This window comes from Adhaeribacter sp., from assembly GCF_057359045.1.
Window position 1 is genome coordinate 1 of the sequence record NZ_JBMQUD010000077.1, and the last position, 14,344, is coordinate 14,344.

A 14,344-nucleotide genomic window follows, 5' to 3' on the forward strand; every position below is an offset into this window, starting at 1 on the left:
CAAAAACAAAAAATACAACAAGAAGGCCTGATATCATCAGGCTTTCTTGTTGTATTTCCATCTCAAAAACAAGTTTGGATTATTAGTATGTTTACTTCTCGGTTTGTGCCCGTAAATTGAAACAAATGCCCATTTATAATCAACAAAGTCTGTAAAGGCAAAAAGGTAAAGCCACTGTGTTCTTACATAATGACTTAGCCCAATATCTTGGCTGTACTATAAAGGCTGGAAACTTCTAAAACAAAGAAAATATTTTTAATACTTAGGTGCTTACTCCCTAATTAATCTTAAAATGGTATGAAGAAAAGTTATTCTGGTTTAGCTATACTGGCGACCATTATTTTAGTCTTCGGATGCAAATCTTTAAAGCAAACTGCCGCGGTGCCGGAACAATTTAACCGCAAAGCAGCTTTAAAAGTAGTTGGTACCAGTCCAGAAAAAATTGCTGGTTTGGATTCTTTGCTGCAGTCGTTTGTAGACCAAAAGAAAGCCAGCAGCGTGGCGGCTTTTGTAGCCAAAGGTGGTAATGTGGTGTACCATAAAGCTTTTGGCTGGAAAGACATGGAGAATAAAATTCCGGCTTCAGTTGATGATTATTACATCTTGTTTTCCCAAACCAAAGCCGTTACCACCGTTGCCTTCATGACCCTGGTGGAAAAAGGCTTGGTAGCGGTGGATGACCCGGTTTCGAAGTATTTTCCCGGAATTCCCGACAAAGTGGTTACAGCGGTAAACGACGACGGCACCTACGAAACACGGCCGGTAAAATCGCCGATGACTTTTGCCCACCTCATGTCGCACAGTTCGGGCCTAAATGCCGGTTTAGTGGGTAAAATTCGCCGGGCAGAAATGCAGAAAAATAATGCAAGTGCCGGCGCTACCGGGCAAACACCTGCCACTGCGCCCATAGGCCAGCGCACCGGGGGCAGGGGCACCGCCAAATATTTAGAAGAAGAAATGCTGGCTTTGGCCAAATACCCGCTCGGCTTCGACCCCGGAACCGAATGGAGCTATCACATTAGTACCAATATGTTGGCGTATATGGTAGAGCGCATTTCGGGGAAGCCGCTGCGACAGTACGTGAAAGAAACCATCTTAGAACCGCTCGGTATGCCGCAAACGGATTGGTATTTTGCACCGGATAAGCTTAGCCGCTTTGTTAAGGCCTATAACCTCGTGAACGGTCAATTGGAGCCGGCCTCTAATATGTACAGCGAAGGCACCGTTAGCACGGAGCAAACCTATGCCGAAGGCGCTATTGGCCTGAACGGCCCTATTGAAGATTATGCCAAATTTTGCCAGATGTTGCTGAATAAAGGCACCTTTAACGGCCACCGGATTTTGAAACCCGAAACCATTGAAAGCATGACTATGGTAAACCGTTTGCCGGAAGTAAACGCTGGTGGCAAAGGATTTAAATTTGGGCTAGGCTTTGAACTGTATAATGCGCAAAAAAAGCCCGTGCCGGAAGTATCTAATACGGCCTATGCCTGGGGTGGCTTGTACGGCACCGAGTATATTATTGACCCCGAAAACAACCTGATAGCTTTGTTTTATTTAAATATGCCCCGCCGCGAACCGCTTTATCCAACTTTCTTGAGCAAGGCGTATAAAATTTTTAACAAATAGCTTTCTGGTGGAAAGGATTATTTTATTCATATTCAGGTTTTAACACCCTAACCAAAAGAAAGCCTAATAATAGATAATCTGAAAAGTCTTTGCGCTTATAGAACCAGGCTGAGATCTGTACTATCAGATACTATTATCAGCAGTAGGGGAAGAAATTACAACCAAGAATTTTATTACTTATTTAAGCAAAATGTGTACTGTATGCTTATTAAAAATAAAGCATTTGTATTTATAACGCTCCTGTTTTTAATAACTGCTTGTTCAGGAGAAAAAAACAAGAACCACCTTTCTACCACTCAGAGAGCGAACCATCTGTCAATAATCCAGGGTGAGATAAAAGATTGCGAAAGTTGCGAAGGCACTGAGGTTATTTTGCTACTCGATGACTTTACGGCCAGATTTAATAACGCCAAAACAACCACTATAAAAAACGGTAAATTTGCCTTTACAGAGCAAATAAAAGAACCCGGTATTTATCAAGTATATTATAAAGATAGTCAAGAAAGAAGTATTTTTCATGCTTACTTTTATTTGCCTGCTGATACGGTTCAAATATTCTTTGATATAAACCGGGAAAGGCCAAAGTTTTACGAAGCTCCCATAGGTTACTCCCAATTAGAATATGCGGAAGTTACATCAACTTCACCGGTTCAGAAGGATTTTGATAGATACCTGCAATTAGAAGATAGTATTAAATTTAACTTTTATACAGATAGAGAATTAGTGAAAGCTAAATTCTCCCAAACCTTCGACTCGGGTAATAAAGCCTTAATAGAGCAATGGGGCGACTCCGTCAGAACTTTCGAGAAAAAATTTGGCGCCTATCTAGCCAAGGCCAGCGAATTGTTTGTACAAAGGCATCCAAATTCGGAAATTGCTTTGTATGTCATTCTGGATAGCAAGACATTTGCCCAACCCGGCACCTACCGCTCTTACTTTGCGGCTTTGCCGGAAGAGCGCCAAAATAGCTTTTATGGTAAAATATTAGGCAACTGGATTAAGCGAAATGGCAAGCGGGAGAAAAAGAACCAGAACTTAGTGGGTAAACAGGTACAGCACCTGGCCGGCACTACACCGGCAGGAGAAAAGCTAGATGCCGCGGCTATTATTAAAGAGAATAAATATACGCTGGTAGAATTCTGGGCTTCGTGGTGTAGCCCTTGCCGGTGGGAAATGCCCAAGTACCAGGAACTGTACAAAAAGTACCGGGCTAACGGCTTCAACATGATTGCTGTTTCCGTTGACGATGATTATAAGAAATGGACAAATGCTATTGCCGAGGACAGTATATATGTACACCATATATCGGAGCTGAAAGGCATAAAAGCCGAAGATGCCAAACGTTTTAATATTCAGCTAATCCCTTTTAACCTGCTGGTTGATACCACGGGTAAAATAGTAGCGGCCGACCTGGATTCAAATGAGTTAAAAGCGTTTCTGCAGAAGGAATTATAGTAGTTAGCGTTTTATATTATTTATCATGGCGCATATTAAGTGAACCGTAATTCGTGCCAAAGAGCTTTCCTTAAAATTCAGCCCTCTTAAAAAATACCAGATTAAAGTTGCGGAGTATTGCCTTAAACAGATTCTACATCGGGTCTACATCGGCCACTACCCGCAAACCTTTGTATTCTTTCTTCAGGTTTACCTGCGTAATTACGTCTGCAATAAATAATTTAGCCGATTTTAAGCTGGTGTGTTCCCGGTCGAGTTTAATGTGAATTTCGTTCAGGAACATGTTCCGGATTTTAAAAATATACGGTACTTCCGGGCCCAGCACGTGGTTTTGGCCCAGGCCGTCGGTAAATAATTTGGCTAACTCCACGGCGGCCAATTGGCTTATTTTTTCGTCGAGGTGCTTTACCGTAATTTTTATAATACGCACAAAAGGCGGGAATCCATGTTTGCGGCGTTCGGTAATTTCGTGCTCGTACAAGGCATAATAATCATTATCGATTATTTTCTGGAAAATAGGCTGGTTGGGATTGGCCGTCTGAATAATTACGGTGCCTTTCTTGCCTTTCCGGCCCGCCCGGCCGCTCACCTGCACAAACATTTGGTAAGCCCGTTCGTGCGCCCGGAAATCAGGATAATTGATAATGCTGTCGGCGTTTATAATGCCCACCAAGCTCACGTTCTCAAAATCTAAACCTTTGGTTACCATTTGGGTGCCCACCAGCACGTTGGTCCGGTTGTTTTCAAAATCCTGGATAATCTGGCTGTAGGCGTTTTTAGATTTGGTGGTATCCAGGTCCATACGCTGCACGTTTACTTCGGGCAGCAAATATTTTAAATCGTCTTCTATTTTTTCGGTACCAAATCCCACGGTTTTTATACCAGTGGAGCCGCAGGCCGGGCACGCCGAGGGCATTTTTTCGTGATAGCCGCAGTAGTGGCAGCGCAGCTCGTGGCTAAACTTGTGGTACGACAAACTAACCGCGCAATGCTGGCATTTCGGAATCCAGTCGCAATCGTGGCAATTAATATAAGGCGCGTAGCCGCGGCGGTTCTGAAATAAAATTACCTGCTCTTGTTTTTTGAGCTTTTCTTCAATAGTCCCCAGCAAGCGTTGCGAAAAATGACTGAACATGTTTTTTTTCAGGCTTTCGCGGCGGGTGTCTACGAGTTCAATGGCGGGTAAACCGGCTTCGCCGAAACGCTGGTTCATGGTTACCAAACCCCATTTGCCGGAACGGCAGTTATAATAGGTTTCTACTGATGGTGTAGCCGAACCCAGCAAGGTTTTAGCGCGGTGATAGGTAGCCAGCATTAAGGCTACTTCGCGGGCATTGTATCGCGGCGAAGGCTCGTATTGCTTATAAGACGATTCGTGCTCTTCATCGACAATAATCAGCGATAAATTATGGAAAGGCAGAAATATAGCCGACCTTACGCCCACCACTACCGAAAACCGTCCCGCTAGAATGCCGTTCCAAACCTCGGCCCGCTCATTATCCGAAAACTTGGAGTGGTACACGCCTAATCGGTTGCCAAAAACCTTCATAAGGCGCGTTACAATCTGGGCCGTGAGCGCAATTTCGGGTAGCAGGTACAACACCTGGCCGCCCCCTTCCATGGCTTTTTTTATTAAATCAATGTACACCTCGGTTTTACCACTGCCGGTAATGCCATGCAGCAGCACAATATCTTTCTGGGTAAATAAGCTTAATATTTCGTCGCGGGCTTTTACCTGGTGTTCCGATAAGGCCGAGGGCATGGTTTTTTTCAGGTCGTCGGTCGGAAACCGCGATACAATTACATCAAACTGCTCCAGAATACCTTTGCGAATAAGCGAATTAACGGCGCTCGGCGAGAGGTGCGGGTTAGAAATTAAAGCCGATTTATCGATACCTTTCTCGTTTAAATGCACATTCTGGTATACCGGCACCTGCTGCAAATAATGCATAATTATATCTAGCTGCTTTGGTTTAGGTGCCAATTGTGATAAAAGCTCTTCGAGTAGTTCTGCTTCGTGAATAAAATGCGGCGACAGCTTTAAGCGCTTTACTATTTTGGGTGTGTATTTTTCCGAGATTTCTTCAAAAATAATAATGGCTTGTTTTTGAATAAGCGACTTTATTATTTTATGAAAATGGGTAATCTGCAATAAATTACCTACTTCAGTAAAGGTAAGGGCGGTGTTTTGCTGCAGGGCAAATATTATTTTTTCTTCGTGCGCCGAAAAAGGGTATTCACTTTCTTCGGGGTTAAATTGCGGGTGCAACTGAATACGCGATTCGCTGCTGAGTTTTAACGCCGAAGGCAGGGCGGCATTGATTACCTCGCCAATGGTGCACATGTAATATTCGGCAATCCAGTTAAAAATGCGAAGCTGCGGGTTGGTAACTACCGGCTTCTCGTCGATTACTTCCAGAATATATTTGGCCTGGTAACCCACCGGCGGATTCTCGTGTACGGCGGCTACAATGCAGCTTAATACTTTTTTGGCCCCAAACTGCACAATTACCCGCACACCTACCATTACCTCGTCGTTCATTTCGTAAGGCACACGGTACGTATATAGCTTGGGCAGGGGCAATGGCAAAATTACATCCGCAAAAAGCGTGATGCGTTCGGCGGGGAGTAATTCGGCTGGGTTAAATTCTAACTGGTTATTCAAGGGCAAGCAGGTTTAGCCAAAAATACAAGGCTAAACAAAGTTCGCAAACCTGCCGCATATTTCACAATCTGATTTCGCCGGAAAAATATTTAGTTGCCAGGTGTTTGGCTACCGGTGCGGCCAAGAGCCGTTCAGTACTTATTTTTTATAGAGATTTATTATGAATATCTATTGTAGAAATTATTTAAATAATTCTAAAAAATAAAGAGAATGTAAATACGCCTTTTTATATTTAATCCGTTATATTTATTTAGTAACCACCTAAATTGCTTGCGCTTATGAAAAATTTTACCGCTTGCTATTACCTGTTGCTGAGTTGCTTTTCTAGTTTAATTTTTATTTCTAATCCGGCCGGGGCCACCCATATTAGGGGCGCCGAATTAACGTACCACGCCGATACGACCAATACCTCGCCGTTGCGTTATTTTTTCAAGCTGGTCGTATACCACGATGCTAATTCATCTGGTGGTGTTCAGGGAGTATTGGATTTTGGCGATGGCAGTACCGCCCAGCTCAATAGTACTGGTAAAACGCTTTTAGCGGCTGACCCTACTATTTACCGGAGCGTTATTTATTTAGAACATCAGTTTCCGGCCATTGCTAACTACCTTGTTTCTTTTAAAGAAACCAACCGCGCCAGTGGTATTGTAAATATTCCTAACTCTCAAAGTACGCCCATGCTTATTCAGTCTACGGTAGTTATGGGTTTAGGGGTTACCGGTAATCATTCGCCGGTTTTTATGGCACCTATTATATCAACGGGAGTAGTGGGGCAAGTTTACCGGCACAATGTTACGGCTTACGACCGCAACGGCGATAGCCTGGCGTATAAATTAGTGCCTGCCCTGCAAAATATTAACCAACCGCTTATTTCTTACCAGTTTCCGGCAGGCATAACCATGAATAATCGCACCGGCGAGATTATTTGGCCTCAACCCGATAAAGTAGGAATGTATGGCTTAACCGCAGAAATACGGGAATACCGGCAAGGGCAGTTAATTGGCAAAGTAATGCGCGATTTTACGGTTTTAATTTTACCAGTGGGTGAAGGTACGCAGGTGCAAATCCAGAACCGGAGCCAGTTGGCGATAAACGACCGGAACCAGCTATTTATAACCAATACCGATGTGCCGGTAAAAATTAGAGTAGCCGCTACCAATGCCAAAGCCTTAGATGCTTATTCGGAGTTAACGGCTCTTGGTATTCTGACTAACCCACGAATTACCGCCGATAATCCGCTCGAAAAAGAATATACGCTTAATCCGGCGGCGGCTTTAAAGCGCAGCTTGCCTTATATTATTACGTTTAGGGGTAAGGCGGCTACGCCCACTATGTGGCAGCAATTGTTGCAGCAAGATTTAACGTTAGCGGTTTACTTCCGGCCCGAACGCGCAACGGACGCCCAGAATACCGCCGACCCCGGCGAACTTACCAATCCTACTGGTATTGGGGACCCGGACGAAGAGGCTGGGCCGTGGGACTTTAAAATTTATCCTAACCCGGTAATCACGCACTTTAAAGTAGATTACAAAGACCAAAAGCCCGCCCGGTTACTGTTGTATAATGCCAGTAGCCAATTGGTACTGGAACAAACCATAACGTCCCAACAAACTTATATGCAGCGCAGTAGCGCTATTAAACCTGGTATCTATTTTTATATTATCCTTACCGATGCGCAGAAAAAAGCTTATACCGGTAAACTGCTCTTTTTGTAAACGAGAAATTATTTGCCTTAAAAAATGCTGCAGTTTACCAGGATTAAATATTGGTTTAGGTGGCTTATTTAAATGAGATATTTTTAAAGTTGCAATATTAAATTGTAAGACTTTCGGGGATTTTAAAGGATTTGTAGCAACGCGTTTTGATTGTTAATAAATTAACCAGCGCTTATGAAAATAGCTTTACCTTGCCGGGGCTTATTTTTAATAGGCTTTTTAGGTATATTTTGTACCTCATTGCCCGCCAGCGCCTTCAATCCCGAAAGTGCTGAATTAACCTATCACGCCGATACGACCAATAACTCGTCGTTGCGCTATTTTTTTAAACTGGCTTATTACACGTCTAAAACATTAACGGTTCCTACTGTGCTGCCCACAGCTCAAATTAAATTTAGCGACGGGTCGCCGATTATTCAGGTGGAACGGGCCAACCGGGCTTTACTAAGTACAAATGCCCTGCTTTACCGGGAGGTATATTATTTCGAACACCGGTTTCCGGTACCAGGCACTTTTAATGTTACTTTTTCCGAAATAAACAGAAAAATAGATTATGTAAATATTCCAAATTCAGAAAATATTGCCTTTCTAATCCGGGCTACGGTTAGGGTAGGTTTGGAGACAGCCGGCAACCGTTCTCCTCAATTTTTAGCTCCGCCCATTAAGCTGGGTATTCTGGGCCAACCGTACCGGCAAAACGTAACTGCTTACGACCCGGACGGCGATAGCCTTGCTTTTAAGTTAGTGCCAGCCATGCAATACCTAAATCAATATATTCCGGCTTATGTGTTTCCGGAAGGAGCTACTATTAATAACCGCACCGGCGAATTTATATGGCCTAGCCCAAATAAAGCCGGCCGGTACAGCGTGGTGGTTGAAGTAAGAGAATACCGCCACGGGCGACTTATGGGCATAGTAATGCGTGAGTTATCCTTAAATATTGGGACAAATGAACAATACCCGAGTTTAGAAATCCGTAACCGCGACCAGGTGCCGGTGAATGTCCGTAACCAGGTTTTTGTAGCGGGTAATACGCCAGTTAAAATTAGGGTAGCCGCTACCAACGCCAGTAATTTAATCCCTTATTCCGAACTATTCCGCCTGGGTAATGTAGCAAGTTACCAAACTGTTACCGATAACCCGCGCGAAATAGAACTCACCATTATCCCCAACAATGCTTTGCGGCGCAGTTTACCGTATATTATAACTTTCCGGGGCAACGCACCTACTGCTAATCCGGAAATTTTTCACCAACAGGATTTAACCGTGGCGGTGTATTTCCGGCCCGAACGCGTAACCGACCAGCAGAATACTACTGAACCTGGTGCTCTGCCTGCCCTGGAATTAGAACCGGACTCGAATGAATCGCCCAACCCCGATACGTTAGGTTTTAAATTTTATCCTAACCCCGTTAGAACCTGGTTTCTGGTGCTTAACCCCACTAATCAGCCGGTAACGCTCCAGGTTTATAATAGCCAATATCAACAGGTAATCAGCAGAATGCTAACGGAGCAGGAAACTGTTATTCAGCGGGGTAAAGAAATAAAAGCCGGAATTTACCTGTACGTGCTTTTAACCGAAACTGGGGAATTGTTGCAAGCGGGCAAGTTGGTCTTTCAATAGTTTTAGCTGAATTAAGTAATCTTATACTCTCTGGTAAATACTAACTAGTTTCCCTAGCAGTAAGAAAAGTGACTTGCCCTATCTAAGTCATTCATTCAGAAGATTCCTTCTAAATGAATGGACTGGGTAGAATGAATTTTATTTTCATCTATGGAAGATGCTTTACACTATTGGGTATTCGTCCTTAATTAGAATATTCCGGAACTTCTAAAATATTTTAAAAGTGCTAAATGGCCTGTAATTGGGTTAAAGCCTCGGCTACGGTTTGTACCGGCAATTGGCAGGCTTTGTTGTAACACACGTAAATGGTGGTTTCGTCGCCGGTAGCTCCCCGATCCTGGAGCAGGGGCAAGTCGCTTTGGGTGGTGGTGCCTACCAGTATGGCATTGGGGTAAAAATGGCGGCTTATCTCAGACCGGAATGTCCCGGCTTGGGAGCCCACCACAGCTATTTCGGCGGTTGGTTTTAGTTTCAGGAAATACAATGAGGCCCAGTTAGCCAAATGCGACGGCTCTTTCACGACCAATGCTTTTACTTTAGCCAGCATGGCATCTGATAATTCCTGGTAACGCGGCTCATCAAAAAACAAACTTAAAAAATGCAGGTTGGTAGCCATAACCGAGTTAGAGGCCGGTATTACATTATCGGTTACTTCTTTTTTGCGGGCAATGAGTTTTTCGCTGTTAATGTCTGTAAAAAAGAAGAGTTCTTCGGTGGGGTCGTAGAAGTTGCGGATAACGTAGTCGGTCAGGTTCTTTGCTTCCAGGAGCCAGTTTTCGACAAAAGTAATTTCGTATAAGGCCAGGTAGGCGTTTATGAGCAGGGCATAATCTTCTAAAAAACCGTTGATGGTGGCTTTGCCGTTTTTATAATTATGAAATACCGCCTCGCCGTTGCGCATATTATTTTGCAAAAATTGAGCATTGCGTTGGGCTAACGCTAAAAATTCGGCTTCGCCAAATATTTTGTAAGCATCGGCCAGGCCCCGTAGCATTAAGGCGTTCCAGGAAAGCAATATTTTATCATCGAGGCCCGGCCGTATGCGGTTGGCCCGGGCGGCCATGATGGCGGCTTTCCATTGTTTTACTTTGGTTTTTAGTTCGGCGGGTGCCAGGTTGTGCTGCTGGGCAAATGCTTCGTCGGAGGTTTTGCGGTGCAAAATATTTACTTCGTTTTCCCAGTTGCCTTCTGCGGTAATATTATAATATTTATTAAACAGAGTTGCCTCGGGGCCTAACAGAGCTTGTAGTTCTTCGTGCCGGAATACGTAAAATTTACCTTCTTCGCCTTCGCTGTCAGCATCTAACGACGAGTAAAAACCACCTTCGGGGCTCATTAATTCGCGCTGCACAAAAGCCACAGTTTCGTAAACTACTTCTTTAAACAAAGGGTTTTGGGTAACGGCAAAAGCTTCGGCGTACAAACTAATTAATTGGCCGTTGTCGTACAGCATTTTTTCAAAGTGCGGCACCAGCCAATCGGCATCTACCGAATAGCGGGCAAAGCCGCCGCCGGCCTGGTCGTAAATGCCACCGTAAGCCATTTCCTGCAGGGTAAGCGCAACTTGGTCGAGGGCGGTTTGGTCTTGGGTATGTTGGTAATAGCGCAACAGAAACTTGTAATTAATGGGCATCGGGAACTTAGGTGCCTGCCCCAGCCCGCCGCGGGTTTTATCAAAACGGCGGCTAAAGTTCTGATATAATTGGGTAAACTCTGTTTCGGTAAAATTTGCCTGGGCTGCCGTTAAGCCAAATTTCTGCAGTTCGCTGGCATTTATATGTTGGGCAAATTGCTCGGCCGAGTCGTCGAGTTCAGTTCGGTGGTTCTGATACGCTTCGGCAATGTTGTGCAGCATTTGTAACCATTGCTGCGGCGGAAAATACGTGCCGCCGTAAAAAGGCTTGGCTTCGGAATTCAAGAAAACGTTTAGCGGCCAACCTCCTTGTATGCCCATGGCGTGAATGGCATCCATGTAAATCTGGTCTACATCGGGGCGTTCTTCGCGGTCTACTTTTATGCACACAAAGTTTTCGTTCATTACTTGCGCTATTTCTGCGTGCTCAAAAGATTGATGTTCCATTACGTGGCACCAATGGCAGGCCGCATACCCAATGCTTACCAAAATAGGTTTTTGCTCGGTCTGGGCTTTTTGCAACGCTTCCTCGCCCCAGGGGTACCAGTCTACAGGATTATACGCGTGCTGCAGTAAATACGGACTCGATTCGTTTATCAGGCGGTTGGCTTTTTTCATAGTTGGTTTTAGCGTAAGTAGGAAATAGGCGCGGCTATATTTAAGATGCCCGGTTTGTTTGCATACGCATTTGCTGCAACAAGGCTTATATTATTTGGCTTTTTACCTGGCTAATTTCTGCGGAGCAGTCGATGGTGTTTTGCCAGCTTTCTAGTTTTGCCAGTGTTTTCCTTAAAAATTGCTGGTGGGCCACCGATGCCGGATGAAAAGGTTTATGCGCCAGTGCCGTTATTATTTTGTCCCACGCAATTGTAAAGCGGTTAAAATCTTCATCAAAATAAGCATCCTTAAATTTTTGCCAGATATACGCTTCGGCTACGGCGGTGGGGTGCAGCATGTCGGCTTTGTAAAAACGGTAATCGCGTAAATCGTCGAGCATAAGTTCGTACGCCGGGAAGTAGGTTACGTTGGGGTATTTTTCCTGGATTTGGTGGCAGGCCAGCCGTAAAATGGCTTTGCTCACGCTGTTTAGTTCCAGCGTTTCCTTCAGGTGCCGTACCGGGCTTACCGTGAGTAATATCTGTAAATTTGGGTTAAACTTTATCAGTTGCGGGTACAAATCGGAAAATGCTTGGGTAATAGCCTCGGCCGGAATAAGTTCTTTTATAAATTCTTGCTGCGTTACTTTGTGGCAATTCGCTACCAAAATATTATTAGCCTTTAGCCGATAGGCAACCGCCGTGCCCAAAGTTATTATCAGCAGATTGGCTTCTTTTAAAAAGGCTTGGGTTTGTTTCAGGCTCTCTTCAATATCTGCCCTTAGTAAATCCGGCGATGGCGCGCTAAAAGAGGAGTGGAGGTCGTAGGCGTACCAGAGTCCATCCCGTTCCAGCAACTGTCCGGAGAAATTTGCTTCAGGTTGCAGCGCTGCTTTTAATAATTTAAATAACGACAAGGGGTTAAAAATGGTACCAAAAGGATTTACCCGGCTGGCCAGTTTATAAGTAGCCAATTTATTGCCCATCACTTCGGCAAAACAAGATCCGGCTGTTAGCACCCGTGCCGATAAAGAAAACTTGTGAGAACTTGGGTTTATTTTAATTTCAGTGCGAAAGGAAATGCTGTTATCCATTTTAGTAGATTAAAACCGGCTTATAAACAGGCGTTTTTAAAATTATTTGGCTAATTTCGGTTAAAAACCAATATATAAGCAGGTGGCCAGCCCGGCTATTTTAAAGTCTGAAGTTTTAAGTCAGGCCTAACCTGATTTTTATAAAATTTAAAGTTATTAAAATAATCTCCGTACGGTAAAAACGTATTATGAAAACAACCAATTATTACAACACCTTTATTCGGGTAGCCGACGATTGTCCGGTACAACAGGCCGAAATACCACCCCAGAAGAAAGACGAGAAAACCGCTGTGACTTTACAGTTTGAGTTGCTGCAGCAGCAGCCTTACCAATATACTTCCGACGATATTCTGTTTACTATTTACGCTATCAGGAATAAAATTGCGTCCTCCAAGTTAGACGAAGAAAGGAAATTGTATTTTTCGAAAGGGCAGGCCTGCCTGCGATCTTCGTCGTTGCCGAAGCGGTACGGTTGGGGCGTGCATAGCAACGCCGAAGGGAAAGTGGCCATTTACCCAATAGACTCGGCAGAATACGTAAAGCTGGCCGAAGATGAGGCTTTGCAACAACTAAAAGCGATGCGCTCTAAACGGGCCTAAATTATTATTGCCTCGGACCGTTAATTATAAGAAATTGCAACCAATTGGTTTTATTGGCGGAGGCTGCGAAAAAAATTAAAGTTCCGGTAAAAAAAAAGCGTCTGACCTTTGGGGCCAGACGCTTTCATAAATATTTGTTTAAGCTTATTCAGCTACTACGTTAAAACGTACGGTATGCTTCACTTCTTTGTGCAGGGCAATAGAAGCGGTGTATTCACCAGCCGTTTTTACTTCCTGGTCAAAAGAAATTTTCTTACGGTCTACTTCAATGCCTTTGGCGCGCAGGGCGTCAGAAAGCTGGGTAGTAGTAACGGCACCAAAAATTTTGCCGCTTTCGCCAACTTTAGCAGGTAGCTCAACTACTGTATCGCCAATCTGGTCGGCAATAGCTTGCGCATCCATTTTTACTTTCTCCGCTTTATGCGAAGCCTGGCGGATATTTTCGGCTACTACTTTTTTGTTTGATTTATCAGCAATTACCGCAATGCCTTGCGGAATAAGGTAATTACGGCCGTAACCTGGTTTTACGGTAACAATATCGTTTTTAAAGCCTAAGCCTTTAACGTCGTCTTTTAAAATAACTTCCATTTCTTGTTACCTCCTTATTTTAATGAATCAGTTACGTAAGGCAAAATAGCCAAATGGCGGGCACGAGCCACTGCCTGAGCTACCCGGCGCTGAAATTTAAGGCTGGTACCGGTTAAACGACGGGGCAATACTTTACCTTGCTCGTTTACAAACTTTAATAAAAAATTGCCATCTTTATAATCGATGTACTGAATGCCGTTTTTCTTGAAGCGGCAATATTTTTTGCGGGTATCCTGTTTGTGGATTTTTTCGTTTACTAAACTCATGATGCTTGTGCCTCCTTTTCTCTTTTAGCTTGCTTCTGCTGATTCATTTCTCCGTTACGACGACGCTCGTTGTAAGAAACAGCGTGTTTGTCTAAAGCGGTGGTTAAGAACCGGATTACTTTTTCGTCGCGGCGGTAAGCAATCTCCAATGGGTCTACAATAGTAGAAGGCCCGGTAAACTCGATTAACACGTAAAAACCGGTAGATTTTTTCTGGATTGGATAAGCTAGTTTGCGTAAGCCCCAGTTTTCTTCGTGGATAATATCGGCGCCATTTTCCTTAAGCACCTGTCTGAACTTCTCGACCGTTTCTGCAACCTGGGCCTCGTTTAACAACGGGGTCAGGATGAAGACCGTTTCATAATTTTTTAATTCCATTAGGTTGTCGAATAATTATTTTTTAAATGAGGGGGCAAATATAAGAATAATTATTTGTAACACAAAAAGATAAAAATATAAGCCGTTGCATCTTAACCAGATAA

Annotated in this window: 11 protein-coding genes and 1 pseudogene; 6 read left to right on the forward strand and 6 right to left on the reverse strand. The window is 43.9% G+C overall.

The genetic code is table 11. The annotated features are described in order from the left end of the window. Positions 1-297 precede the first annotated feature (297 nt). The 3 genes and pseudogenes from ACO1R6_RS12170 (at position 298) to ACO1R6_RS12180 (ending at position 3,084) form a co-directional block, all read left to right on the forward strand. Positions 298-1,629: a serine hydrolase domain-containing protein gene (locus ACO1R6_RS12170; RefSeq protein WP_486265099.1), complete on the forward strand. Its 1,332-nt coding sequence runs from the start codon at positions 298-300 to the stop codon at positions 1,627-1,629. A 201-nt stretch (positions 1,630-1,830) separates the two neighbouring features. Further along, positions 1,831-2,193, forward strand: a pseudogene (locus ACO1R6_RS12175) (DUF4369 domain-containing protein); the annotation flags it as partial. 159 nt (positions 2,194-2,352) lie between these two features. After that, a complete protein-coding gene (locus ACO1R6_RS12180) occupies positions 2,353-3,084 on the forward strand; it encodes a TlpA family protein disulfide reductase (protein WP_486265115.1) in 732 nt (243 codons plus the stop codon). A gap of 133 nt (positions 3,085-3,217) precedes the next feature. Here the strand turns inward: ACO1R6_RS12180 and priA are convergent, their stop codons facing one another. Further along, positions 3,218-5,749, reverse strand: a complete 2,532-nt coding sequence (gene priA / locus ACO1R6_RS12185) for a replication restart helicase PriA (protein ID WP_486265101.1) — start codon at positions 5,747-5,749, stop codon at positions 3,218-3,220. A gap of 278 nt (positions 5,750-6,027) precedes the next feature. On the opposite strand from priA, the gene ACO1R6_RS12190 reads away from it, so the two are divergent. Both ACO1R6_RS12190 and ACO1R6_RS12195 read left to right on the forward strand, forming a co-directional pair. Further along, positions 6,028-7,464, forward strand: a complete 1,437-nt coding sequence (locus tag ACO1R6_RS12190; RefSeq protein ID WP_486265102.1) for a T9SS type A sorting domain-containing protein — start codon at positions 6,028-6,030, stop codon at positions 7,462-7,464. A gap of 174 nt (positions 7,465-7,638) precedes the next feature. After that, the gene (locus ACO1R6_RS12195) at positions 7,639-9,087 is read left to right on the forward strand and encodes a T9SS type A sorting domain-containing protein (RefSeq protein ID WP_486265104.1); all 1,449 of its coding nucleotides are present in this window, start codon (positions 7,639-7,641) and stop codon (positions 9,085-9,087) included. A 226-nt stretch (positions 9,088-9,313) separates the two neighbouring features. Here ACO1R6_RS12195 and ACO1R6_RS12200 read toward each other — a convergent pair whose 3' ends face one another. Then, positions 9,314-11,338 (reverse strand): thioredoxin domain-containing protein, encoded by a 2,025-nt coding sequence (locus ACO1R6_RS12200; protein ID WP_486265106.1) that lies wholly within the window; start codon positions 11,336-11,338, stop codon positions 9,314-9,316. Between the two features lie 85 nt (positions 11,339-11,423). Continuing rightward, complete coding sequence (locus ACO1R6_RS12205) at positions 11,424-12,410, reverse strand: GSCFA domain-containing protein (protein WP_486265108.1); 987 nt, start codon at positions 12,408-12,410, stop codon at positions 11,424-11,426. Positions 12,411-12,598: 188 nt separating this feature from the next. Between ACO1R6_RS12205 and ACO1R6_RS12210 the strand changes: the two genes are divergently transcribed. Then, complete coding sequence (locus tag ACO1R6_RS12210; protein ID WP_486265109.1) at positions 12,599-13,009, forward strand: DUF6157 family protein; 411 nt, start codon at positions 12,599-12,601, stop codon at positions 13,007-13,009. 144 nt (positions 13,010-13,153) lie between these two features. Here ACO1R6_RS12210 and rplI read toward each other — a convergent pair whose 3' ends face one another. The 3 genes from rplI to rpsF are packed head-to-tail and all read right to left on the reverse strand — an operon-like array spanning position 13,154 to position 14,240. Next, positions 13,154-13,597, reverse strand: coding sequence for a 50S ribosomal protein L9 (gene rplI, locus ACO1R6_RS12215; RefSeq protein ID WP_486265111.1), 444 nt, complete (start codon positions 13,595-13,597; stop codon positions 13,154-13,156). Positions 13,598-13,611: 14 nt separating this feature from the next. Further along, complete coding sequence (rpsR, locus tag ACO1R6_RS12220; protein WP_486265112.1) at positions 13,612-13,863, reverse strand: 30S ribosomal protein S18; 252 nt, start codon at positions 13,861-13,863, stop codon at positions 13,612-13,614. Continuing rightward, complete coding sequence (gene rpsF, locus ACO1R6_RS12225) at positions 13,860-14,240, reverse strand: 30S ribosomal protein S6 (RefSeq protein WP_486265114.1); 381 nt, start codon at positions 14,238-14,240, stop codon at positions 13,860-13,862. The genes rpsR and rpsF overlap by 4 nt, the downstream gene beginning before the upstream one ends. Positions 14,241-14,344 lie beyond the last annotated feature (104 nt).